28 protein-coding genes and 1 pseudogene are annotated in these 21064 nt (G+C 66.1%); 13 read left to right on the forward strand and 16 right to left on the reverse strand.

The features are described from left to right. Nucleotides 1-42: 42 nt before the first annotated feature. The 6 genes from KBY70_RS04655 to hisF form a co-directional block, all read right to left on the reverse strand. Entirely contained in the window at nucleotides 43-237 is a 195-nt protein-coding gene (locus tag KBY70_RS04655; RefSeq protein ID WP_233128597.1) for a hypothetical protein, read from the reverse strand. After that, entirely contained in the window at nucleotides 234-1154 is a 921-nt protein-coding gene (gene glyQ, locus KBY70_RS04660) for a glycine--tRNA ligase subunit alpha (protein ID WP_254987584.1), read from the reverse strand. The genes KBY70_RS04655 and glyQ overlap by 4 nt, the downstream gene beginning before the upstream one ends. Before the next feature lie 94 nt (nucleotides 1155-1248). Then, on the reverse strand, nucleotides 1249-1995 hold the full coding sequence (locus KBY70_RS04665) for an EAL domain-containing protein (RefSeq protein ID WP_254987585.1): 747 nt from the start codon (nucleotides 1993-1995) through the stop codon (nucleotides 1249-1251). Nucleotides 1996-2075: 80 nt separating this feature from the next. Further along, entirely contained in the window at nucleotides 2076-2780 is a 705-nt protein-coding gene (ubiE, locus tag KBY70_RS04670; protein WP_254987586.1) for a bifunctional demethylmenaquinone methyltransferase/2-methoxy-6-polyprenyl-1,4-benzoquinol methylase UbiE, read from the reverse strand. After that, complete coding sequence (locus KBY70_RS04675) at nucleotides 2767-3075, reverse strand: hypothetical protein (protein ID WP_254987587.1); 309 nt, start codon at nucleotides 3073-3075, stop codon at nucleotides 2767-2769. The genes ubiE and KBY70_RS04675 overlap by 14 nt, the downstream gene beginning before the upstream one ends. 127 nt (nucleotides 3076-3202) lie before the next feature. Next, nucleotides 3203-3991 carry an imidazole glycerol phosphate synthase subunit HisF gene (gene hisF / locus KBY70_RS04680; RefSeq protein WP_254987588.1) on the reverse strand — a complete coding sequence of 263 codons (789 nt, stop codon included), beginning with the start codon at nucleotides 3989-3991 and terminating at the stop codon, nucleotides 3203-3205. A gap of 68 nt (nucleotides 3992-4059) precedes the next feature. Between hisF and KBY70_RS04685 the strand changes: the two genes are divergently transcribed. The 3 genes from KBY70_RS04685 to KBY70_RS04695 are packed head-to-tail and all read left to right on the forward strand — an operon-like array spanning nucleotide 4060 to nucleotide 7373. Then, nucleotides 4060-4275 carry a DUF2862 domain-containing protein gene (locus KBY70_RS04685; protein ID WP_094560496.1) on the forward strand — a complete coding sequence of 72 codons (216 nt, stop codon included), beginning with the start codon at nucleotides 4060-4062 and terminating at the stop codon, nucleotides 4273-4275. A 25-nt stretch (nucleotides 4276-4300) separates the two neighbouring features. Next, entirely contained in the window at nucleotides 4301-5281 is a 981-nt protein-coding gene (chlG, locus tag KBY70_RS04690) for a chlorophyll synthase ChlG (RefSeq protein WP_094560498.1), read from the forward strand. A 1-nt stretch (nucleotide 5282) separates the two neighbouring features. Beyond that, nucleotides 5283-7373: a transglycosylase domain-containing protein gene (locus KBY70_RS04695; RefSeq protein WP_254987589.1), complete on the forward strand. Its 2091-nt coding sequence runs from the start codon at nucleotides 5283-5285 to the stop codon at nucleotides 7371-7373. On the opposite strand, the gene KBY70_RS04700 is transcribed toward KBY70_RS04695, so the two are convergent. Both KBY70_RS04700 and KBY70_RS04705 read right to left on the reverse strand, forming a co-directional pair. Next, a complete protein-coding gene (locus KBY70_RS04700) occupies nucleotides 7370-8761 on the reverse strand; it encodes a 16S rRNA (cytosine(967)-C(5))-methyltransferase (protein ID WP_254987622.1) in 1392 nt (463 codons plus the stop codon). The genes KBY70_RS04695 and KBY70_RS04700 overlap by 4 nt on opposite strands. A gap of 31 nt (nucleotides 8762-8792) precedes the next feature. After that, a complete protein-coding gene (locus tag KBY70_RS04705) occupies nucleotides 8793-9149 on the reverse strand; it encodes an MGMT family protein (protein ID WP_254987590.1) in 357 nt (118 codons plus the stop codon). A gap of 126 nt (nucleotides 9150-9275) precedes the next feature. Here KBY70_RS04705 and trmH point away from each other — a divergent pair, with 126 nt between their 5' ends. Next, the gene (trmH, locus tag KBY70_RS04710; RefSeq protein ID WP_094560672.1) at nucleotides 9276-9965 is read left to right on the forward strand and encodes a tRNA (guanosine(18)-2'-O)-methyltransferase TrmH; all 690 of its coding nucleotides are present in this window, start codon (nucleotides 9276-9278) and stop codon (nucleotides 9963-9965) included. Here trmH and KBY70_RS04715 read toward each other — a convergent pair. Further along, nucleotides 9959-10171 (reverse strand): hypothetical protein, encoded by a 213-nt coding sequence (locus KBY70_RS04715; protein WP_254987591.1) that lies wholly within the window; start codon nucleotides 10169-10171, stop codon nucleotides 9959-9961. The two genes, trmH and KBY70_RS04715, sit on opposite strands and share 7 nt — an antisense overlap. A gap of 85 nt (nucleotides 10172-10256) precedes the next feature. Between KBY70_RS04715 and KBY70_RS04720 the strand changes: the two genes are divergently transcribed. After that, nucleotides 10257-11396, forward strand: a complete 1140-nt coding sequence (locus tag KBY70_RS04720; protein ID WP_094560502.1) for an ATP-binding protein — start codon at nucleotides 10257-10259, stop codon at nucleotides 11394-11396. Between the two features lie 8 nt (nucleotides 11397-11404). Here KBY70_RS04720 and KBY70_RS04725 read toward each other — a convergent pair whose 3' ends face one another. Beyond that, nucleotides 11405-12226 carry an ABC transporter permease gene (locus KBY70_RS04725; RefSeq protein WP_198953870.1) on the reverse strand — a complete coding sequence of 274 codons (822 nt, stop codon included), beginning with the start codon at nucleotides 12224-12226 and terminating at the stop codon, nucleotides 11405-11407. Between the two features lie 144 nt (nucleotides 12227-12370). On the opposite strand from KBY70_RS04725, the gene KBY70_RS04730 reads away from it, so the two are divergent. The 7 genes and pseudogenes from KBY70_RS04730 to KBY70_RS04760 all read left to right on the forward strand — a co-directional run bounded on the left by KBY70_RS04730 (nucleotide 12371) and on the right by KBY70_RS04760 (nucleotide 15903). Then, nucleotides 12371-12619 (forward strand): CopG family transcriptional regulator, encoded by a 249-nt coding sequence (locus tag KBY70_RS04730; RefSeq protein ID WP_094560676.1) that lies wholly within the window; start codon nucleotides 12371-12373, stop codon nucleotides 12617-12619. Continuing rightward, nucleotides 12616-13080: a TA system VapC family ribonuclease toxin gene (locus KBY70_RS04735; protein WP_254987592.1), complete on the forward strand. Its 465-nt coding sequence runs from the start codon at nucleotides 12616-12618 to the stop codon at nucleotides 13078-13080. The genes KBY70_RS04730 and KBY70_RS04735 overlap by 4 nt, the downstream gene beginning before the upstream one ends. A 57-nt stretch (nucleotides 13081-13137) precedes the next feature. After that, entirely contained in the window at nucleotides 13138-13386 is a 249-nt protein-coding gene (locus tag KBY70_RS04740; protein ID WP_094560506.1) for a FitA-like ribbon-helix-helix domain-containing protein, read from the forward strand. Further along, a complete protein-coding gene (locus KBY70_RS04745; protein WP_094560508.1) occupies nucleotides 13383-13787 on the forward strand; it encodes a type II toxin-antitoxin system VapC family toxin in 405 nt (134 codons plus the stop codon). The genes KBY70_RS04740 and KBY70_RS04745 overlap by 4 nt, the downstream gene beginning before the upstream one ends. A gap of 434 nt (nucleotides 13788-14221) precedes the next feature. Then, nucleotides 14222-14356, forward strand: a pseudogene (locus KBY70_RS14530) (prepilin-type N-terminal cleavage/methylation domain-containing protein); the annotation flags it as partial. A gap of 771 nt (nucleotides 14357-15127) precedes the next feature. After that, complete coding sequence (locus KBY70_RS04755; protein ID WP_254987593.1) at nucleotides 15128-15325, forward strand: hypothetical protein; 198 nt, start codon at nucleotides 15128-15130, stop codon at nucleotides 15323-15325. A 5-nt stretch (nucleotides 15326-15330) separates the two neighbouring features. Next, entirely contained in the window at nucleotides 15331-15903 is a 573-nt protein-coding gene (locus KBY70_RS04760) for a prepilin-type N-terminal cleavage/methylation domain-containing protein (RefSeq protein WP_254987594.1), read from the forward strand. A gap of 88 nt (nucleotides 15904-15991) precedes the next feature. Here KBY70_RS04760 and KBY70_RS04765 read toward each other — a convergent pair whose 3' ends face one another. After that, nucleotides 15992-16138, reverse strand: coding sequence for a hypothetical protein (locus KBY70_RS04765; protein ID WP_233128603.1), 147 nt, complete (start codon nucleotides 16136-16138; stop codon nucleotides 15992-15994). A gap of 139 nt (nucleotides 16139-16277) precedes the next feature. Between KBY70_RS04765 and KBY70_RS14465 the strand changes: the two genes are divergently transcribed. Next, entirely contained in the window at nucleotides 16278-17102 is an 825-nt protein-coding gene (locus KBY70_RS14465; protein WP_254987595.1) for a calcium-binding protein, read from the forward strand. 7 nt (nucleotides 17103-17109) lie between these two features. Here the strand turns inward: KBY70_RS14465 and KBY70_RS04775 are convergent, their stop codons facing one another. From KBY70_RS04775 to lepA, 5 genes are all read right to left on the reverse strand, one after another. Continuing rightward, nucleotides 17110-17670: a type II secretion system protein J gene (locus tag KBY70_RS04775; RefSeq protein ID WP_254987596.1), complete on the reverse strand. Its 561-nt coding sequence runs from the start codon at nucleotides 17668-17670 to the stop codon at nucleotides 17110-17112. Then, nucleotides 17667-18191: a GspH/FimT family pseudopilin gene (locus KBY70_RS04780; protein ID WP_254987597.1), complete on the reverse strand. Its 525-nt coding sequence runs from the start codon at nucleotides 18189-18191 to the stop codon at nucleotides 17667-17669. Before KBY70_RS04780 ends, KBY70_RS04775 begins: the two co-directional genes overlap by 4 nt. Continuing rightward, the gene (locus KBY70_RS04785) at nucleotides 18178-18606 is read right to left on the reverse strand and encodes a hypothetical protein (RefSeq protein WP_254987598.1); all 429 of its coding nucleotides are present in this window, start codon (nucleotides 18604-18606) and stop codon (nucleotides 18178-18180) included. The genes KBY70_RS04780 and KBY70_RS04785 overlap by 14 nt, the downstream gene beginning before the upstream one ends. Further along, nucleotides 18603-19067, reverse strand: a complete 465-nt coding sequence (locus KBY70_RS04790) for a hypothetical protein (RefSeq protein WP_094560524.1) — start codon at nucleotides 19065-19067, stop codon at nucleotides 18603-18605. The genes KBY70_RS04785 and KBY70_RS04790 overlap by 4 nt, the downstream gene beginning before the upstream one ends. Before the next feature lie 161 nt (nucleotides 19068-19228). Further along, a complete protein-coding gene (gene lepA / locus KBY70_RS04795) occupies nucleotides 19229-21037 on the reverse strand; it encodes a translation elongation factor 4 (protein WP_094560526.1) in 1809 nt (602 codons plus the stop codon). Nucleotides 21038-21064 lie beyond the last annotated feature (27 nt).

The following is a 21064-nucleotide window of genomic DNA, read 5'->3' on the forward strand; positions in this document are numbered from 1 at the left end:
GCAACCCGCTCAGGGTTCCCACGGAGCGCCCAGAAGACCGACCTAAAAACGCGGAATCTTCAGCAGCAGATCGCACACCTCCCGGCTGGGCATCTGCTGGCCCAGCAGCGGCGCCACCAGGCCGGCCACGGGCCGCAGGCGGCACGGCCACACAGCCCGCTCACTGAGGCGTCCCAACTGGAAGCTGCCGCCGGCGAGCACGGCCACCAGCAGGGTGCGCTGCAGCAGACGCCTCACGGCGCAGCAGCAGCAGCGCCTTGGGCCACCATCTCGGGCTGGCGTTTGGCCGAATCAAGCAGCGGGAAACCCAGGGCCTCGCGCTCCGCCAGCCAGGCCTCCGCCACCTGACGGGCCAGGGTGCGGATGCGGCCGATGGTGGCGGTGCGCTCGGTGACGGAGATCACGCCGCGGGCCTCCAGCAGGTTGAAGGTGTGGCTGCACTTGAGCACGAAATCCAGCGCCGGAGCCGGCAGCTGCTTGGCCACCAGATCCGCCGCCTCGGCCTCATAGATGGCAAACAGCTGCTTGAGCCGCTCGGGGTTGGAGGCTTCGAAGTTGTAGGTGCACTGGCCCTTCTCAAACGGCAGCCAGATGTCGCCGTAGGAGCGGTTGGCATCCCAGGAGAGATCCCAGATGCTCTCCACATCCTGCAGATACATCGCCAGGCGCTCGAGGCCGTAGGTGATCTCAATCGACACCGGCCGGCAGTCGAGCCCGCCGCACTGCTGGAAGTAGGTGAACTGGGTCACCTCCATGCCGTCGAGCCACACCTCCCAGCCCACACCCCAGGCGCCGAGGGTGGGCGATTCCCAGTTGTCTTCGACGAAGCGGATGTCGTGATCCTTGGCGCGGATGCCGAGCGCCTCGAGGGAGGCGAGGTAGGTCTCCTGGATGCCGTCGGGGCTGGGCTTGATCAGCACCTGGTACTGAAAATAGTGCTGCGCCCGATTGGGGTTGTCGCCGTAGCGGCCGTCGGTGGGGCGGCGGCAGGGCTCGGGGTAGGCCACCGCCCAGGGCTCGGGGCCGATCGCCCGCAGCACCGTGTGGGGGCTCATCGTGCCGGCGCCCTTTTCAGTGTCGTAGGGCTGCAGGATCAGGCAGCCGCGCTCAGCCCAGAAGCCGTTGAGGGTCTGGATGATGTCCTGGAAGTTCACGGGCTGGCAGCAACTGGATTCGAGGATCGACCCGCAGGCCGTGAGCCTCTGATGATCCCAGAAGGGCTGGCGGTGTGGCAGGAGGCGTCCAAGCTCAGGGGGCGTTGAGCAGGCGGTCGAACGATGCCGGCACCGCTTCTCCGGCAAGGGCAAGGCTCTCAAACAGCTCCACGGGGAGCGCTTCGCTCCACAGCCAGCCCTGGCCCTGGTTGACCCCATGGTTGCGGAGGAAGCTGGCTTCCGCTTCCGTTTCCACGCCCTCCGCGCAAACCTCCACCCCGATGGCGTGGCAGCCCGACACCACCCACTTCACAAACCGCTGACGGAAGCCATCCACATCAACGCCCGCGACGATCGAGCGATCCAGCTTGAGCTTGCTGAAGTGCAGATTCAGCATGTGGGAGAGGGGTGCATCGCCGGTGCCGAAATCATCAACAGCGATCGTGTGCAGGTCTGCGAGCTCGTGGATGAATGACAACGCATGCTGATCCGCCACACCAGACTCGGTTACCTCCACCACCAGCCGTCGGCCGATGCGACGACGCAGGCTGTCGAGATCACCAAGCGCCCGGGAGATGGGCCTGAAAAACATCAACCCGGAGCCGATGAACTGACAGGACAGGTTGACCGACAACCAAAGGTTGGGCGGCATGCGGTCGAGGGCCCGCAAGGCAACAATAAAAGAGTCCTGCGTCACCGCAATGTTCAGATCCGGATCCACATCCAGGGCCTGAATGTCTGCCGCCGTTGGCTGAGCATTGTTGGGACGCCACAGCACTTCGCCGCCGCAAAGACGACCTGAGGCCAGATCAATGATGGGCTGGATATGAAACGTTGCCAAAGCCCTCAAACAATGGCCCACAACAATCGGGGCTGTTGACGAAGACTAATCATCCCTGACAGCCAGCAAGTTGCTGGGTTTCAAGCCACCAGCTCCAGTAGCCCCATCAGGCCGCCAGCGAGGGGGCGATGGCGCGCCGCACTGAAGCCCGCCTGCCGAGCCAGGGCCTCCTGCTCCAGCCCGGTGGGAAACCGCTGCAGGCTGTCTTCGAGGTAGGCGTAGTGCTCCGGAATGCCGAACTGCTCGGCGGTGGGCACCACCAGACGGCGCAGATAGAAACGCTGAAAGCGCGCCGCCACTCCACTGGGCCGGTTGAAATCGAGCACCGCCGCCCGGCCGCCGTCGCGTAGCAACCGCCGCAGCTCCCGCAGGCCAGCGCCCGGATCGGCGAGGTTGCGCAGGCCGTAGGCGATCACGGCCCCATCGCAACTGGCGCTCGCCAAGCCGGTGGCCAGGGCGTCGCCCTGTTGCCAGCGCAGCGGCAGCCAGGGCTGGGCGGCGCCGCGCCGGGCCGCCACCGCAAGGGGAGCCGCTGCCGCATCGATTCCGAGCACGGAGCCCCCCGGCCGCACCCGGGCCGCCAGCACCAGCGCCAGATCGCCGGTGCCGCAGCAGAGATCGATCAGCTGCTGGCCGGGGCGGGGCTGCAGCCAGGCGATCGCCTGGCGCTTCCAGAGCCGGTGCAAGCCGAAGCTGAGCAGATCGTTGAGCTGGTCGTAGCGGGGTGCAATCTGTTCAAACAGCTCCTGCACCGCCGCCGGATCTCCCGGCTTAAAGCTGACCATCCCAGGGCAACACGATGGCATCAAGGCTGATCCCAGCCTCCACCTCCGGAACGGGCAGCAAACCGCGGGCCTCCAGTCGCTCTGGGCTCGTGAAGGTGAGCACCATCACCGTGGCCAGGCCAACGGCGGCCGAGCACACCATGCAGCCGGCCAGCATCAACGAAAATTCCTGGCGATCGTTGGCGGCCTGCATCAGCTGCAGGGCCCAGGCCACCAAGGCCACCACGGCCCCCGCCATGCCGATGGCGATTGCTGTGGACGCGGGAGCAGGAAGAACGGGCAGGGCGGAGAACAACGTGATGCCTGAAGCGAAGTGATGCCGGAAGCGATGTGGTGCCAGAAACGGAGTAGTGCCGGAATGGTGGGCTGGGACTGGCCTTAATGCCATTACGTTACAAGCGTTAACACGCCAACGTGGGTGCTCACGCCAGCGGCCGGATCGGCAAACCCCTTTGCAGCAGTTCGGTTTTGATCGCCTCGACGGTGAGCACGCCGTCGTGGAGCAGGGAGGCCAACAGGGCCGCGGAGGCATGCCCGCCCTCGGGGCCCGGATCGAGGGCCTCGGCCAGGTGGGCGATGCAGCCAGCCCCGCCTGAGGCGATCACCGGCACCTCCACCGCATCGGCCACCGCCCGGGTGAGGTCGAGGGCGTAGCCGGCCTGGGTGCCGTCGCCATCCATCGAGGTGAGCAGGATCTCGCCAGCGCCGAGCGCCACCACCCTTCTGGCCCAGGCCACCGCATCGAGGCCGGTGTTCTCGCGACCGCCCTTCACATACACATCCCAACCGGCCCCGGAGCCCTCGCCGCTGCGGGCCCGGGCGTCGATGGCCACCACGATGCACTGGCAGCCGAAGCGCTCGGCACCGCGGGCCACCAGATCCGGGTCGCGCACCGCCGAGGAGTTGAGGCTCACCTTGTCGGCGCCGGCGCGCAGCAGCTCGGTGATGCCCTCCACGCTGCTGATGCCGCCACCCACGGTGAAGGGAATGGTGACGGCCTCAGCAGTGCGCCGCACCAGCTCCACCAGGGTGCCGCGGCCCTGGTGGCTGGCGGCAATGTCGAGAAACACCAGCTCATCGGCCCCCGCGGCGCTGTAGCGGCAGGCGAGCTCCACCGGGTCGCCCGCGTCCCGCAGGCCCACGAAATTCACCCCCTTCACCACCCGGCCATCAGCCACGTCCAGACAGGGAATGATCCGCTTGGCAACCATGGACGCGAGCTCCGTTGGGGACTGTTTGGCCACTGTTAAGGTTGCGCCACTTTCCAGTCGCGCCGGCCATGTCCCAGGCTGCCACCATCAACATCGGCTCGAAGGTACGAATCACCCGGGTGCGGGATCGCATCTCCACTGAGATGGTGGATTCCCTGAAGGCTGACGCCACCGGCACCGTGACGGGCTTCCGCACGGTGGACGGCAAAGGCATCGGCGTGGTGGTGGAGCTGAGCGGTGGTCAGACCGCCTGGTTCTTCGACGACGAAATCACCCTCGCCTGAGCTCCCCTCGCCGGAACAGCCCGCCTTGACCAACAGCCCCAACCCTGAAGCCTCCAGCGGCGCCGGCGCCCGCCAGCTGCTGGGCATGAAGGGTGCCAGCGGCACCAGCAGCATCTGGAAAATCCGGCTGCAGCTGATGAAGCCCGTCACCTGGATCCCCCTGATCTGGGGTGTGCTGTGTGGCGCGGCGGCATCAGGCAATTTCCACTGGACCCTGCCGGAGGTGGGGGCCTCGATCGCCTGCATGCTGATGAGCGGGCCGCTGCTGGCCGGCTACACGCAAACCATCAACGACTACTACGACCGCGAGATTGACGCGATCAACGAGCCCTACCGTCCCATCCCCTCAGGCGCGATTCCGCTGGGCCAGGTGAAGGCCCAGATCTGGATCCTGCTGTTGGCGGGTTTGGGCGTGGCCTATGGGCTCGACCTGTGGGCCGGCCACTCCACCCCCGTGCTGCTGCTGCTGGCCCTGGGTGGCTCGTTTGTGAGCTTCATCTATTCAGCCCCGCCGCTGAAGCTCAAGCAGAACGGCTGGCTGGGCAACTACGCCCTCGGCGCCAGCTACATCGCCCTGCCCTGGTGGGCCGGCCAGGCGCTGTTTGGCCAGCTCACCTGGACCACCGCGATCCTCACCCTGGCCTACTCATTGGCAGGCCTGGGCATCGCCGTGGTGAACGACTTCAAGAGCGTGGAGGGCGACCGGGCCCTGGGGCTGCAATCGCTGCCCGTGGCCTTCGGCATCGAGAAAGCCAGCTGGATCAGTGCCGGCATGATCGATGTGTTTCAGCTGGCGATGGTGGCCGTGCTTATCGCCATCGGCCAGCATTTCGCCGCAGTGCTGCTGGTGCTGCTGATCATTCCCCAGATCACCTTCCAGGACATCTGGCTGCTGCGCGATCCGGTGGCCTTCGATGTGAAATACCAGGCCAGCGCCCAGCCCTTTTTGGTGCTCGGCATGCTGGTGACGGCTCTGGCCATCGGCCACAGCGCCCTCGTTGCCTGAGGTGAGCCGCACGGCCAAAAGCTCCGCCAAGCCCACGCGTCGCACCAACCTGGTGGGTGCCGGCGTGCTGGCGGCGCTGATCGGCGGGGGCGTGGCCTGCGGCCAGGCGGCCCTAGTGGCCAGCTTCGACAGCCTGCTGCCCGATGCCCGTGTCATCAACCACTTCAACCGCCCCGGCACCCTGACGATCCTCTCGGCCGACGGCCAGGTGGTGCACAAGATCGGCCCGGTGACGCGCGAGAAGCTCACCCCCGAAACGATGCCGGCCCTGGTGGAGCAGGCCTTCATCGCCGCGGAAGACCGGCGCTTCTACCAGCACGACGGCATCGACCCGGTGGGGATCGGCCGCGCTCTGGTGCGCAACATCACCCAGCGCTCGGTGGAGGAAGGCGCCAGCACGATCACCCAGCAGCTGGCCCGCACCGTGTTCCTCAGCCAAGACCGCACCCTGGTGCGCAAGATCAAGGAAGCCGCCCTGGCGGGCAAGCTCGAGCGCCAGCTCAGCAAGCCGCAGATCCTCAGCGAGTATCTGAATGTGGTGTATCTGGGCTCCAGCGCCTACGGCGTGGCGGACGCGACCTGGGTGTACTTCTCCAAAACCCCCGACCAGCTCACCCTGCCCGAGGCGGCCCTGATTGCGGGCCTGCCGCCGGCCCCTTCGGTGTATTCGCCCCTGGTGAACCCAGAACTGGCCCTCGAGCGCCGGGCGGCGGTGCTGCGCCGCATGCAGGAGGCGGGCTTCATCAGCGCCAGCGCGCAGCAACAGGCCGAGACCACGCCGCTGCAGCTGAAGCCAGCCGAGCCCAAATACTGGGACAGCGGGGCTCCGTGGTTTAGCAGCTGGGTGCAGCAGGAGCTGCCCAAGGTGCTCACCCCCGAGCAACTCGAGGTGGGCGGCCTGACGGTGCGCAGCAGCATCAACCTGGCCTGGCAGCAGCAGGCGCAGAAGGCGATCAACACCTACGCCACCGGGGACATGGAGGGGGCTCTGGTCGCGATAGAGCCCGGCACGGGCCTGGTGCGGGCGATGGTGGGCGGCACCAACTTCAAGGCCAGCCAGTTCAACCGGGCGGCCCAGGCGCTGCGCTCGCCGGGCTCCACCTTCAAGTTGTTTGTGTATCTCACGGCGCTGAAGCAGGGGATGCTGCCGGAGCGGGTGTTCACCGATGCGGCCCGCTGCTTCGCCGGCTACTGCCCGAAAAACTTCGGCAACCGCTACATGGGCTCGGTGTCGATGGTGGTGGCCCTGCAGAACTCGCTCAACACCGTGGCGGTGGCGCTGCTGCAGGAGCTCGGCTTCGACAAGGTGATCGACACGGCCAAGAGCCTGGGCATCACGCGGGAGCTGGGGCGCTTCTTCCCCCTGGCCCTTGGCGCCACCGAGCAGACCGTGGTGGACATGACGGCCGCCTACGCGGCGATCAACAACGGCGGCATCTACGTCAAGCCCACGCCGTTTGAGGAGATCCTCGGCCCCGACGGCGAGCTGCTGTGGAGCCGGCGGGTGGACGGCGACCAGGGCCGCCGGGCTGTGAGCAGCGACCTCGCCGCCCTCATGCTGTGGATGCTGCAGCGGGCGGTGCAGTCGGGCACCGGTGGCGGCGCCGCCCTGCCGGACCGGCCGGTGGCGGGCAAAACGGGCACCTCAGAAGGGGGCCGTGATCTGTGGTTCATCGGCTCGATCCCCCAGCTCACCACTGGGGTGTGGCTGGGCTACGACAACAGCCGCACCACCAAGAGCACCAGCGTGGTGGCCACCTACGCCTGGCGGGCCTTCATGGCGCCGATCAGCAAGGACCTACCGGCGCGCCAGTTTCCGCCCAAGCCGGATCTGCAGGACACCTACCGAGGCGGCAAGAAGCCGCCGGCGCCCCCCAGTGAAGCCCCTGCCCGCCCCGACGCCCCACTGGATGGCGAGGACGCGCGGGAACAGGAGCTCGATCCCACCCCGAGGGTCAACGAGCAGCCAGGCGCCACCGCACCCAGAGCAGGAGCGCCCGTTGCACCGGCCACCCCGGCCCCACCCCAGGCCACAACACCGCCCCCCCTGGACGCCCCACCGCCACCGGTGGCGCCCCCCCCGGCGCCCTAAGCCGCCAAGGCCGCGGGTGCCAGCGGGGCCTGCAGCAGGGCCGCAAAAAAGCCATCGCCACCGCTGGGCTCCGGCCAGCGCTGCCATTGCTGCAGCCGCTGCCAGCTGGGGTGGTCGGCCAGGAAGCCATCGAGAAGCTCGGCATTTTCAGCCGGATGAACCGTGCAGGTGGCGTACACCACCTGGCCGCCGGGCTTGAGCAGGGGCAGCAGGGCCTCCAGCAACTGGCGCTGCAGCAGCACCAGCTCGGCGATCGCCTCGGGCGTGATGCGCCAGCGGGCATCGGCGTGGCGGGCCAGGGTGCCGAGCCCTGAGCAGGGGGCATCCAGCAGGATGCGACCAAAGCTGCTGCGCCACTCGGGCTTGTCGGCCGCCAACTGGGCGGCATCGGCGGCCAGGGTGTGGATGCTCTGCAGGGCCAGGCGCGCCGCGTTAACGCCCACCCGGCGCAGCCGCCCTTCGGAGCGATCCACCGCCCACACCTCGCCCTGGTCGCCCATCAACTCGGCCAGGTGGGTGCTTTTGCCGCCGGGGGCGGCGCAGGCATCGAGAATCCGCTCGCCAGGCAGGGGAGCGAGCAGCAGGCCCACCGCCTGGGCGGCGCGGTCCTGCACGCACCAGTGGCCCTCGGCGTAGCCGGGCAGGGCTCGTAACTCGCCGCTGCGGCCCAGGAGCGTGAGGCCGTTGGGCAGATCCGGCAGGGGGGCCGCCTCCAGCCCGACGGCGGCGAAGGCCTCCAGCAGGGCCGCACGGCTGGTGCGCAGCGGGTTGACCCGCAGATCGAGGGCGGGGGCCTGGTTGCAGGAGCAGCCGAAGGCCTCTGCTTCTGGAGCGGGCAGCCACTGCAGCGCCAGCTGCGCCAGCCATTCGGGCAGGGAGTGGCGCAGGCCAAACGCAGCCGCAGGATCGGCGGGCAGGGGGCCCAGGCCGTCCCAGGGCTCAGGCCCGGCCTGCGCGCGCCGCCGCCCGCAGGCCCTCAGTAGGCCATTGGCCACCGGCGCCAGCCGGCCGAGCTTGCCCCGTTTCGCCAACTCCACGGTGGTGCTCACCGCCGCCAAAGCCGGCACCCGGCTGCTGAACAGCAGTTGGTAGAGCCCCAGATGCAGCAGCCAGCGCAACTTGGGCGGCTGGCGCGCGGCCGGCACCTTGCCGAGGGCATCGAGCCAGGCATCGAGCAGGCGCCGCTGGCGGATGGCGCCGTAGGCCAGTTCGGTGGCCAGAGCGCGGTCGGCCCCGTCGAGAGGATGGCGCTGCAGCTCCCGCTCCAGGGCCACATCGGCGTAGGCGCCACCCCCCACCGCCAGCAACACCTGCCAGGCCAACTGGCGTGGCGCCAGACCGATCGCGGCAGGGGGCGCGGTGGGCGGTGCGGCGGGCGACGGGGTCAGGGGTGGTGCGGGCGGTGATCCAACTCCACACCTAGCGCGGCCGCCAGCGGTGGCGGGCCAGGGGCAGGCGACCGGCGGCGTCGACGGGGATGCCTTCGGCCAGCAGCAGCTCGCGCTGGATCCAGTCGCTGCCTTCGCGGCTGGGGCTGAAGCTGATCTGGCCGCGGGCATTCACCACCCGCTGCCAGGGAATCGGCGACGGCAAGGGCAGCCGCCGCAACGCCCAACCCACCTGGCGCGCCGCGCCGTAGGCCCCGATCAGCTCGGCAATCTGGCCATAAGTGGCCAGCTGCCCGCGGGGGATGCCGGCCACCGCGGCATAAACCCGCTGGTCGAAGGAAGCGCTGGGCGCGGGCGGGAGCGGGGATGTGCCATCGGCGGTTTGCATGGGTGCAACAAGTTGTTCAACAAATCCAATTCGCCCGAAACACCAGCTCCCCAGCCGGTAGGGGCGTTGCTGGTGGGGTGTTGATTGAGGATGGCGCAACGGCCCTTGACGCCAGATCCCAACGCCATGCCCCTGCTGCCCCGCCGCTTCGAGCGGCTCAAGGCCGTGCTCGATCGCCGCATGGGCGACCTCACCGTGGTGCTCGAGCACGTCGACAAACCCCACAACCTCTCGGCGATCCTGCGCAGCTGCGATGCCGTGGGGGTGCTGGAGGCCCATGTGGTGAGCCTGGCGGGCCGCACCCCCACCTTCAACTGCACAGCCAAGGGCAGCGAGAGGTGGGTGCCGCTGCACCGCCACAGCAACAGCGTGGCCCTGCTGCAGCAGCTCAAGGCCCAGGGCTTCCGGCTCTACGGCACCCACCTGTCGGTGGAGGCGGTGGACTACCGCGCCTGCGATTTCACCGGCCCGAGTGCCCTGGTGCTGGGCGCTGAGAAGTGGGGCCTGAGCGCAGAAGCGGCGGCGCTGGTGGACCAGCCGATCGTGATCCCGATGCAGGGCATGGTGCAGTCGCTGAACGTGAGCGTGGCCTGCGCCACCTTGCTGTTTGAGGCGCTGCGCCAGCGGCAGGCTGCCGGGGTGCTGCCCACCTGCGGCGAAGGGGTGCCGGCGGAGCGCTACGGACCGCTGTTGTTTGAGTGGGCCTACCCCGAGGTGGCGGCCTGGTGCCAGCGGGAAGGGCGGCCCTACCCGGCTCTCGATGCCGAGGGCGCCATCAGCGAAAACCTGCCGCGCACCCTGAAGATGCGCTACTGAAACCGGCGGGCGCTGGGGAGCCACAGGGCCACGCCGAGGGCCAGCAGCTCCAGCGGGATCTGGCGGCCGCCCAGCAGCACCACCGCCAGGGCCACAGCGGCGAGCAGCTTCTGGAAAAGACCCCAAACGTCGTCTGGGTCGGCGCTGCCGCTGAACCAGAGGGCCGCCGCGGCAGAGAGCAGGAGCAGATCCAACCACCAGGGCATGGGTTCGACCTTCACACCTATTGATTCTGGCGCAGCTTCAGAATCAATGCAAAATGGAAGCCGAAACTCCATTTTGCCTGCGCAAATGGCGGCGATCCGGCGATTTCTGCAGCCACCTCCGGGCAGCTTCTTTCTGTTCGGGCCGCGCGGCACCGGCAAATCCACCTGGCTGCAGCAGGAGTTTCCCGAGGCCCTGCGGCTGGATCTGCTGGCACCGGAGGTGCTGCGCACCTATCAGGCCAGGCCGGAGCGACTGGCCGAGCGCATCGCCGCTGCAGGAACAATGGCCCACACGGTGGTGATCGACGAAGTTCAGAAAGCGCCCCAGTTGCTCGACGTGGTGCATGCCCTGGTGGAACAACGACGTGATCTGCGCTTCGTGCTCACCGGCTCGAGTGCGCGCAAGCTGCGCCACGGGGCCGCCAATCTGCTGGGAGGTCGGCTGCTGGCGGTGCACATGCCGCCGTTCATGGCGGCGGAGCTGGGCCCGGATTTCGAGCTGTCGCGGGCACTGGCCAACGGACTCGTGCCACTGGTGTGGCAAGCCGTGGATCCAGAGGCCACTTTGGCGGCCTATGCCTCGCTGTATCTGCAAGAGGAGGTGCAGGCCGAAGCCCTGGTGCGCCAGATCGGCGATTTCGCTCGCTTTCTGGAGGTGATCAGCTTTTCGCAGGGCTCATCACTAAACCTGGCCAACCTGGGCCGGGAGGCCGAAATCCCGCGCAAGCGGGCCGAAAGCTATCTGGGAATCCTTGAAGACCTTCTGATCAGCTTCCGGCTACCGGTGTTTCAACGGCGGGCCCAGCGGCAGCTGGTGCAGCACCAGAAGTTTTTCTTCTTCGATGCGGGCGTGTTCCGCTCCCTGCGCCCCCGTGGCCCGCTGGATGCGCCGGAAGAGATTGAAGGGGTGGCGCTCGAAACCTTGGTAGCTCAGCACCTACGGGCGGTCTGTCAGCTGCGCGACGGAGGCGCCCAGCTCAGCTTCTGGCGCACCCGATCTGGATTGGAAGTGGATTTCATCGTGTATGGCCCCAACTTGTTTCTGGCGATCGAGGTGAAACGCAGCCGGCGAATCGACCGGAGCGACCTCAAAGCGTTGCGGGCCTTCGGTGAGGACTACCCCGAAGCCGAACGCCTGCTGCTCTCTTACTGCCCCGAGTGCCTGCTGATCGACGGCATCCGCTGTGAACCGCTCGAAGGCTGGCTGCGGCAGCTGCGCCCCTGAAGTCGGCTTCAGGATCCCGCCCGCTGCCCGTCGGCCCCACTCAGCCAGCTCTCCAGCCCCTCCCCTAAAAACGACAGGCCGAGCACCAGCACAAACAGGGCCAAGCCGGGATAAAGGGCTGTCCACCAGATGCCGGTGGGCAGGGCCGTGAGCGCCTGCTGCAGGTCGCCGCCCCACTCCGGGATAGTTTCTGGCAGGCCCAGGCCGAGGAAACCGAGGCCGCCGAGCACCAGCACCGCATCGGCGGCGTTGAGGGTGAGCAGCACCGGCACCGAGGTGATCACGTTGCGCAGCAGGTAGCGCCGCAGGATCCAGAGCGGACCTGCCCCGAGCGACTGGGCCGCCTCCACAAACAACTCCGCCTTCACCTGGGCCGTTTGGTTGCGCACCACGCGGAAGTATTGGGGGATGTAGACGACGCACAGCGCGGCGGCGGCATTGGGCAGGCCGCGCCCCAGCAGAAACGCCAGCACCACCGAGAGCAGCAGCACCGGCAGGGTGTAGAGGGTGTCCATGAGCAGCACAAGCACCCGGTCGACCCAGCCGCCCAGGTAGCCGCTCACCATGCCCAGCGGCACCCCGATCACCAGGGCAATCACCAGGGCCAGCAGCACCACCTGCAGGGCCACGCCGCTGCCGGCCAGGGTGCGCACGCACACATCGCGGCCGAGACGATCGGTGCCGCACCAGTGGGCCAGCGACGGCGGCGCATAGATGGGGTTCTGCAGGCCGGCGTTGGGATCGCTCAGCCAGCCGATGTGCACCAGCAACGGCGTGAGCAGGGCCACCAGGGCATACAGCACCACGATCGCCAGCCCCCAGCGGGCCATACGGCCCGAAAGGCTGGTGGCGCGGCGAAGGGCAAAGCCTGCAAACAAGAGGTGCGCCAATGGCGGTGGGCACCAGTTGAGCAGAGATGGGGCTGCAGCGCCACGGCGATCAGATCTATTTTGATGTTTGATGCCAGGCACCAAATGCGCACCACCCTGCGGCTGGATGACGACGTGCTCTCGGCTGCCCGGGTTCTGGCTCGGGAACGGCGCCAATCCATCGGCAGCGTGATCAGCCAATTGCTGCGCAGCGCCTTAACCACGCCAGTGCCAGCGGATCTCGCCAGAGCACCTCAGGAACACCGCAATGGCTTTCCGTTGCTGCCCCTCCAGCCCACCGGAGGCCCGGTGGATCTCGATCTGGTCAACAGCCTGCGGGAGGACGGCGAGTGATCCCGGTCGCCCTGCTCGACGCAAACGTGCTGATCGCCTTGATCGACCCCAGGCATGTGCATCACGACAGCTCCCATCGCTGGTTTTCGAGCCGGGGAGAGGCCGATTGGGCCAGTTGTGCCGTGACCCAAAACGCCGTACTGCGCATCGTGGGGCATCCGCGATACCCCAATTCCCCGGGATCACCGGCGGTGGTGAGTCGGATTTTGCAGGAGCTCGTCTCCCATCCCCAGCATCAGTTCTGGGCGGAGGCCCCGAGCTTGCTGGGCCTGGGGCATGTCAACCCATCGGCCCTGGTGGAATCGGGCCAAATCACCGATACCTTTTTGCTGGCTTTGGCGGTTCAAAAAGGAGGGGTGCTGGCCAGCCTCGACAGACGCCTCAGCACCTTCGCCGTGGCGGGCGGACAAGGCGCCCTTGAGCTGATTCCCACCGACGCAGCCCCCACCGAGAAGCCTTAACGCATGCATGATGCATGCATATCCACTACAATCGGCATTCACCTTCCTCGGGTAGCGATGCCCTCACTCCAGATTCGCGACCTGCCCGAGCCATTGCATCGCCTGCTGCAGCGGCGAGCCCGTGCCCACAAGCGCAGCCTGAGCCAGCAGGCGCTGGCCGATCTGGAAACCATGGCGGGCGGCGATCAGCGCCAGCGGCGCCAACTGACCCTGGAGCGGATCCAGCAGCGCTGGAACCAGCGCTCGCCCCTGCAGTGGACCCAGTCACCGGAAGATCTCATCCGGGCCGACCGTGAGCGCGGATGACAGCACCCTCCCTCGCCACCTGCGTGCTGGATGCATCAGCGGTGGTGAGGCTGATCACGGGCGATCCGGAGGCATCCCAATGGGCGCAGCACATCGAACGAGCCCCGTTGGTGCTTGCGCCTGAACTGATGCTGAGCGAGGTTGCCAACACGCTCTGGAAACTGCATCGCGCCGGCCACCTCAGTGCGCAGGATCCCCAGGAGCTGCTGGCCGACGCCCGCGATCTGGTGGACCAGATCGAACCGGATCGTCACCTCCAGGTGGAAGCTCTGGCCCTTGCCTGCCATCTCGACCACCCTGTGCATGACTGCCTCTACTTGGCCCTGGCCAGGCGAGAAGCAGCGCTGCTTCTGACGGCTGATCAGCGACTGCAAAAGCTTGCCAGCAAGGTTCTGCCGTAACGCGGCCCCCTCCTAACCTCCGCCCATGGCCAGCGCCCGTTCCTGCGCAGCGAGCTGGAGCTGGAGCTGATCCGCGCTGAGCCCTGGAATCTGCTGCTGCTCGATTGGACCCTGCCGATGCTCACCGGCGTTGACGGCATCGAAGACCGGGTGAACGCCCTGGATGCCGGTGCCGACGACTACCGGGTGAATCCTTCTCGTTCGAGAAGCTGCTGGACCGGTTGCGGGCCCTGCAAACGGCGCCATTGCAACAGCTGCCAATTGGCCGCCAGCAGGAACGTGGGCTGGAAGCAGGGTCGTAGCGAAGGGCGGGTGAGTAACGATAGCCAGCAAATTCTCAGACAGATCTCAGCAGACCCTGTAGACCGGGAAAAACGCTCCGGCGATACTGCAGGAATCCAACCCACGGACCCATGACCAGCTCCACACGTCTGATGCAGCAGAAGCTTCTGCTCAACCGCCTGATCACCAAACAAGACCGCAAGGGCCTGGCCCAGGGCTTCACCCTGATCGAACTGATGATCGTGGTGGCGATCATCGGCATTCTTTCTGCTGTGGCGATTCCTCAGTTTTTAGGGGTGCGGGATCGGGCAGCAGCGTCCGCCAAGGTAGGTGAACTGGTTGGACTCGCAAAAGAATGTGCAGTGGGGCAAGTTACTGGGGTAGAGCAGACCCTTGGACTTGGAGCCAGCGGCATTGTCCCCACCGCAAAATGTGATGGCAAGCAAGATGTTTTACTTCCGACCGCAGCACTCTCCCCTGCAGCCCCGGCTGGAGTTAAATGCCTTGCAGATGACAAATCTTCAGGGAAGACAATAGCAACTATTACCGTCAAGCAAGACGGCTCCATGGCATGCGCCTGGAGCTAACAGAGCAAAAGAACGAAAGAAGAAATAGGACAAACTTAACCAGCTTTACTTAGCCCTAAGTAGCGGCCATGTTCCAAAGTTAATTCTGCGAATCAAGGCCAATCATGTCCACTCATCACTGGCAACGCAAATTCCTGCTCCTGAAGGCAAACAAGCCCCAGGAGCAGGGTTTCATTCTGGCCCTGGTGGTGACCAACTCGGTGGGCACGCTCACGCAGTCGGGCAAGAGCTTCAGCAAAAGCCGCGAGCGCGATGCGATCAGCGCCCTGATCGCCAAAGACCTCGAAGGCTTGCGGGCCACAGCGTTCAACTACATGCGCTGCGATCCCTCCCCCCAGCCCAATGAGCCAGCCGGTTGCCCCACGGCCCGTGACAATTCCTTTGCTGATGGGCAGATCACCTTCGTTCCGGATGTGACCCGCTTGCAGGGCAGGCACCCTGGCCGAAGGCCTGGCGTCCACCGACGCTGCCTTGGGGGGCATCTCCACCCTGGCCATCCCCCCAACTCTCTCGGGAGTGAGCCTCCGGGGGGTGAGCATCTCGCGCACGGTGAGCGCGACGGGCAACGAGCTCGCGGTGAAATACAGCTCGCTTTCCTCGGAATCCGGCAATAGCCCGGTGTATCAACAGGCGATCATCGTGCCGGAATCCACCGGCTGGTGTCCCTGACGGCAATGCGATCCTGCAACAGCCAAGGCTTCACCCTGGTTGAGCTGATGCTGGTGGTGGTGCTGATGGGCTTGACCAGCGTGCTCGGACTGAGCAGCTACTACCGCTTCATGAATGATGCTCGCCTCAATTCAGGCGGCAAAGCTATCGCTGGCTGGCTCGATCAAATTCGAAGCATGGCCATCCAAAATTCCAAAACCTGCACCGTGCAAATCAATCCCGCCAGCGGCACATTGGAGCTGGTCACGGATCCCACCCTGGGAAACTGCGATTTTCAGGATCCTCCACGGCCCTTCACCTTCAATCTGCAAGAGCAAGTGGGACAAGACGAAATCGTGCAGCTCTGCGCCAGATTGATGAATCCCAGCGCGGAGTTCACACCCTGCAGCAGCTCGGCACCCGGCAGCGCGCTGACAGTGCGCTACACACCGCGCGGCACCACGCCAGACAATGCTCTGATTGAGCTACGCAGCGCCAAACAAAGCCACAATCGCTGCATCGCCCTTCATTCCCCCCTGGGGCTAATTCGCCTAGGGCGCGTGCTCAACGACCGCTGCGACTGGACTAGTGCATGGTGATCACCACACCACGGCAAGCTTAGGGGTTCACGCTTCCAGAACTGCTGATAGCAGGCTTCATCAGCGGCTTGCTGGTGGTGGGAGCTGGTCAAATCATGCTGAGCCAGATGCGCACCGATGAGCGCATGGAGGCAGCCGAACGCCAGAAAAGCGAATGGTCGCGAGCCTCATCTTTCATCGAAGCTGAAGCCGCTCTCAGCCAGCAGGTGATCACCACTGCCAGCAAGGTGAACATTCCCAGCAGTTGTGGCTTTCAAACGGACCAATTCCGCGCGGCTCTGGATCTCCGCCGTGATCTGCCATTGGTGATCTATGGGGTGAAACCCAATGTGAGCGGATCACTGCCGAGCCATGCCCTGTGGCGCTGCGGCCCGGTGATCACGGCCGAAGGCCGCTACGATTCCTCCCAGCCAATCCAGCTCGCCATGATGGTGGATGGGCTGGATGGTGACGCCATTGGGAATGGCTTTGCAGCCAGTAGCAGCGACAGCAAATCGTTCACATTTAACCTGGCTCTGAAAGGCCTTTCAACCCGTGCCTACAGCCAGGATGCGGGCGTTCACTCCCGTGTCAACCCTCTCTATCCACGCCCCGGTGAAGGCAGCTTGTGTGGGGGCAGCATGTACAACTGGGCCGTGGGATCAACCACTGGCGCAGATACCCTCAGCGTTCCCATTGGTGCACTCACCAGCGAAGACGAAGTGCTGATGTGCGGCAAAGGTGGTGGCGACACGATCCCCGGCTCCAATGTAAACGACATTCTGGAATGTGGCGATGGCGGAATCAATGGCATTGATGCCTGCACAGCCTATGGAATGGGTGGCAGCGATCGCTTGGTGGGCAGCAATCAAAACGACACGCTTTACGGAGACAGTCCTACAAACACTGGTATTACTGACACCCGAAACGAACTCGTTGGCCGTGGTGGCGACGACACGCTCTATGGCGGCCAAGGCCAAAACCTCTACCTCCCTGGCCCCGGCAACGACACCGTGATTGGCGGCTCTGGCCTCGATGTGGTGTTTTTCAAAGGGAATCGCAGCGAATACTCCCTCTCCGCTGGTTGCTCCAAAAGCAGCTGCATCGTGACCGACAACGCAGCAGCCAGCGCCGATGGCACCCGCCCGGAAGGCACCAACACGCTGTCTGGCGTAGAGATCCTGATCTTCAAGGACGCCCGCATCGACCTCGATCCCTGAGTCGCCTTCAGGCACCCCGCAGCAGCGCCACCGGCAACACACTGCGCAGCTGCCCGCCATCGGCCCAGCTCTGCTGCACCTGCAGCTGCAGCACCCCATCGGCGCCGGGCTCAGCCCGAAAGCCATCGCTCTTGGCCAGGGCATCAAGCACCACCCGGTTTTGGGCCGCGCCGCTGCCCAGTTCGCCATGGAGTCCATAGGCCGGCCCGCAGCGCATCAGCACCCGCCCGCGCCAGATCGGCTCGGCGGGTTTGCCCAGCGAGTAGGTGATCGGTCCGGCAGCGGTGGCCAGATGCAGCACCACCGTGCGCCCGGCCAGATTGCAGGCCGGCGGCAGCACCGCCGGATCAGCCTGGCCTTGGGCCTGCAGCAGATCGCCCCGCACCAGCTCCAGCGTGCGCCGGGCCACCACCCGCTCGCGCAGCAACCGGCCCAGCCGCTGGCCGTTGCTGCCTTCCGCCAGCATGGCCTGCAGCAGCCCGCCGGTGAGGCCGCAGCCGATCACCAGGGCCAGCAACAACTCCACCAGGGAAAACCCCTGGGATTGAGCAAGACACTTGTGGGTCATAACGCCCCATCGGCAAGGCAGGCGCTGCTGCTGGGCGTGCCATCCGCCGGGCCGCTATAGCGCCCCAGCCGCACCACCCCCAGGGGCAACGACAGCACCAGGCAACGCCGCAGCTCGATGCCCTCAGCAGCGATCAGCACCGTGCCGCCATCCAGCACCAGTCCGTTGCTGCTGAACCGCAGGGCCGCAGGCAGGTTGTGCCGCAGCTCCACGCCGGCTTGGTGCTCCTGCTCCGCGCCATCGCTGATTCCGCAGGCCGGCAAGCTGCCGCCACTGGGCTCACGCCAGCCCGAGGGTCCAAGCGCCAGGGCGCAGGGCTGGCCGTGGCGCGCGGCCGCCTGGCGTGCTTGCTCAAGGCCCAGGGCCAGCCGGCGGCTGGTCGACTCCACCCGCATCAGCGCCAGGCTGCGCTGGCCCGAGCCAACACTCATCGCGGCCAGGATTCCCAACACCGCCATCGCCACCAACACCTCCGGCAGGCTGAAGCCAGCGTGTGCGGTGCGGCTGTCAAAGCGTGGCATCGGTCTGCTCCTCAGTTGGGGGCTCAGTTGTGGGCACCATTGAGCCGCACAGGCCATAGGCCGCCGGGCTGAGCCAGCGCTGCCGCTGCCCCACCTCCGCCGCAGTGATCTGCACGCGCACTAGGGCGCCGGGTTCGGCGCTCACCACACGGCTCAACCCTGCCCCCAGAGGCTGGGATTGCAGATGGGCGGCCAGCCAGCGGGCGGCATCCACGCAGTCGGCCGCCACGGGCTCGGCCGCCATGGCCGTCAGCCGGGCCTGACTGCCCAGCAGGGCGATCTCCAGCTGCCCGAGTTGCTGCTGACGCTGCTCCGCCGCCGCCGCTGAGCTGGTGCCGCTGGCCCAGAGCTGCAGGGAGCAACTCGACGAGACCACCAGAATCACCGACGCCACCAGGGTTTCCACCAGGTTCATGACGCCCCCGCCGCGGCGGAGCGACCCCGCAAGCCGAGTTCCCGCAGCGCCACCAACTGCGGGGGCGCCAGTCCCTCAGCGGCCGCCTGACGCATCAATTCCAGGGCAAACGCCGCCTGCAGCGGGCGCGGCTGCTCGGCACTGGCCAGCAGCTCCAGCGTGGCCACCGCCTGGCCCCGCTGCGGAGCCCCGGCCTCAGCGGCGTCCTGCCAAGTGGGGCCCTCAACCCGCACCAGCCGGTAGGCCACCGGGCCCACCTGGCCTGTCTCGCCCACCCGGGCGGCGAGTTGATCAACGCTGCGGGGATCCGCCAGCAGGTGCTGGGCCGCCGACATCAGCCCATCCTCGGCCTGGCGCAGCCGCTGGCCCGCACTCACCTGGCTGCGGGATTGGAGTGCCGCCGCCTGCAGCGACAGGCTGCTGAGCATCAACAGCAGGGAGGCGGCAGTGGACAGCGGCAACAGAAAGCCATCTTGCGCCGGTCGAGAGCGAGGGCCAAAGCAAGAGCAAGGGCTAAAGCAAAACCGTGGTCGCAAGCGCGGTAACGGGGCCATCGGGGCACCTGTTTGACAACGACCCGTTCAGCATTCCCACAGCCCCCACGGCCGCCCATCAGGGGGAGCTACTGATTCAGCTTGAGCACTGCCATGAAGGCCTCCTGGGGCACCTCCACCTTGCCCATCGCCTTCATCCGCTTCTTGCCCTTGGCCTGCTTCTGCAGCAGCTTCTTCTTGCGCGAGATGTCGCCGCCGTAGCACTTGGCGAGCACGTCCTTGCGCATCGCGCTGATGCTTTCGGAGGCGATCACGCGGCTGCCGATCGAGGCCTGGATGGGGATCTTGAACTGCTGGCGAGGAATCAGTTCTTTCAGCTTCTCCACCAGGCCCTTGCCCACGTTGTAGGCCTTATCGCGGTGCACGATCGTGGTAAGTGGATCGGCCTTTTCAGCATTAATCAGCACATCGAGGCGCACCAGCTCGTTTTTGCGGTAGCCGATCAGGCTGTATTCCATCGAGGCGTAGCCCTTGGTGCGCGATTTCATCTGGTCGAAGAAATCGGTCACCACCTCAGCCAGCGGCATCTCGTAGTGGAGCGTCACCCGATCGGTGGTGATGTATTTCATGTCGATGAATTCACCGCGCCGCTCCTGGCACAGCTCCATCAAGGTGCCGTTGTAGGTGTTGGGGGTGTAGATCTCGAGCTTCACATAGGGCTCTTCGATCGATTCGCGCTTCTGCGGATCGGGCAGGGTGGCGGGGTTGTCCACCATCAAGGTGCTGCCATCGAGCATGTTCACCTGATAGATCACCGACGGCGCGGTGACGATCAGATCGAGGTTGTATTCCCGCTCGAGCCGCTCCTGCACGATCTCCATGTGCAGCAGGCCCAAAAAGCCGCAGCGGAAGCCGAAGCCCATGGCGCTGCTGGTTTCGGGCTCGTATTTGAGCGCCGCATCGGAGAGCTGCAGCTTGTCGAGGGCTTCGCGCAGATCGGGGTATTGGTCGGCGTCGGTGGGAAACAGGCCGCAGAACACCATCGGCTTGGCCTCGGTGTATCCGGGCAAGGGCTCGGCAGCGGGATTGGACATCAAGGTGATCGTGTCGCCCACGCGGGCATCGGCCACGGCCTTGATGGAAGCGGCGAGATAGCCCACCTCGCCGGCGTGAAGCGACTCCACCTGGCGCTGATCAGGCGCCATCACGCCCACCTCATCGAGCTCGTAGGTTTTCTTGGACGCCATCAGCAGCACCTTGTCGCGCTTGCTGATCGAGCCGGATATCACCCGGAAATACACAATCACGCCCCGGTAGGGGTCGTAATAGGAATCGAAAATCAGCGCCCGCAGCGGCTCAGCCACCTTGTCGGGTGGGGGCGGCACCCGATCCACCACGGCCTGCAGGATCTCGGGCACACCGAGGCCGGTTTTGGCGGAGCAATGGATGGCGTTGGAGCAATCGAGGCCGATGATCGCTTCGATTTCTTCGGCAATGCGCTCGGGATCGGCTCCCGGCAGGTCGATCTTGTTGAGAACGGGAATGATCTCGAGATCGTTGGCTAGGGCCAGATACACGTTGGCCAGGGTTTGGGCTTCCACACCCTGGGACGCATCCACCACCAGCAGGGCCCCTTCGCAGGCCTGCAGGGAACGGCTCACTTCATATGAGAAGTCAACGTGGCCGGGAGTGTCGATCAGGTTGAGGATGTAGGGCTCGCCATCGGCTGCCGTGTACTCCATGCGCGCGGCCTGGAGCTTGATGGTGATGCCGCGTTCACGTTCCAGCTCCATGTTGTCGAGGAACTGCTCCTGCATGTCGCGGGCAGCGACGGTGCCGGTGTCCTGCAGCAGCCGGTCGGCCAGGGTGGATTTCCCATGGTCGATGTGGGCGATGATGCAGAAATTGCGGATCCGTTGAACGGGAACGTCTGTCATGGCAGCGATCCTAGGGAGAGGCCCTGC

It is taken from the genome of Cyanobium sp. ATX 6E8, assembly GCF_024346335.1.
GTDB lineage: Bacteria > Cyanobacteriota > Cyanobacteriia > PCC-6307 > Cyanobiaceae > Cyanobium_A.

Bases quoted from the DNA above. Each gene is read 5' to 3' on its own strand.
- hisF (WP_254987588.1), bottom strand. From the start codon at position 3,991: ATGGTTGCCAAGCGGATCATTCCCTGTCTGGACGTGGCTGATGGCCGG.
- KBY70_RS04730 (WP_094560676.1), top strand. From the start codon at position 12,371: ATGCGCACCACCCTGCGGCTGGATGACGACGTGCTCTCGGCTGCCCGG.
- KBY70_RS04780 (WP_254987597.1), bottom strand. From the start codon at position 18,191: ATGCCACGCTTTGACAGCCGCACCGCACACGCTGGCTTCAGCCTGCCG.
- KBY70_RS04775 (WP_254987596.1), bottom strand. From the start codon at position 17,670: ATGACCCACAAGTGTCTTGCTCAATCCCAGGGGTTTTCCCTGGTGGAG.
- KBY70_RS04720 (WP_094560502.1), top strand. From the start codon at position 10,257: ATGGCGGCGATCCGGCGATTTCTGCAGCCACCTCCGGGCAGCTTCTTT.
- KBY70_RS04745 (WP_094560508.1), top strand. From the start codon at position 13,383: ATGACAGCACCCTCCCTCGCCACCTGCGTGCTGGATGCATCAGCGGTG.
- KBY70_RS04740 (WP_094560506.1), top strand. From the start codon at position 13,138: ATGCCCTCACTCCAGATTCGCGACCTGCCCGAGCCATTGCATCGCCTG.
- ubiE (WP_254987586.1), bottom strand. From the start codon at position 2,780: ATGGTCAGCTTTAAGCCGGGAGATCCGGCGGCGGTGCAGGAGCTGTTT.
- trmH (WP_094560672.1), top strand. From the start codon at position 9,276: ATGCCCCTGCTGCCCCGCCGCTTCGAGCGGCTCAAGGCCGTGCTCGAT.
- KBY70_RS04725 (WP_198953870.1), bottom strand. From the start codon at position 12,226: ATGGCCCGCTGGGGGCTGGCGATCGTGGTGCTGTATGCCCTGGTGGCC.
- KBY70_RS04685 (WP_094560496.1), top strand. From the start codon at position 4,060: ATGTCCCAGGCTGCCACCATCAACATCGGCTCGAAGGTACGAATCACC.
- KBY70_RS04705 (WP_254987590.1), bottom strand. From the start codon at position 9,149: ATGCAAACCGCCGATGGCACATCCCCGCTCCCGCCCGCGCCCAGCGCT.
- KBY70_RS04760 (WP_254987594.1), top strand. From the start codon at position 15,331: ATGCGATCCTGCAACAGCCAAGGCTTCACCCTGGTTGAGCTGATGCTG.
- KBY70_RS04715 (WP_254987591.1), bottom strand. From the start codon at position 10,171: ATGCCCTGGTGGTTGGATCTGCTCCTGCTCTCTGCCGCGGCGGCCCTC.
- KBY70_RS04785 (WP_254987598.1), bottom strand. From the start codon at position 18,606: ATGAACCTGGTGGAAACCCTGGTGGCGTCGGTGATTCTGGTGGTCTCG.
- lepA (WP_094560526.1), bottom strand. From the start codon at position 21,037: ATGACAGACGTTCCCGTTCAACGGATCCGCAATTTCTGCATCATCGCC.
- KBY70_RS04765 (WP_233128603.1), bottom strand. From the start codon at position 16,138: ATGTTCACCTTGCTGGCAGTGGTGATCACCTGCTGGCTGAGAGCGGCT.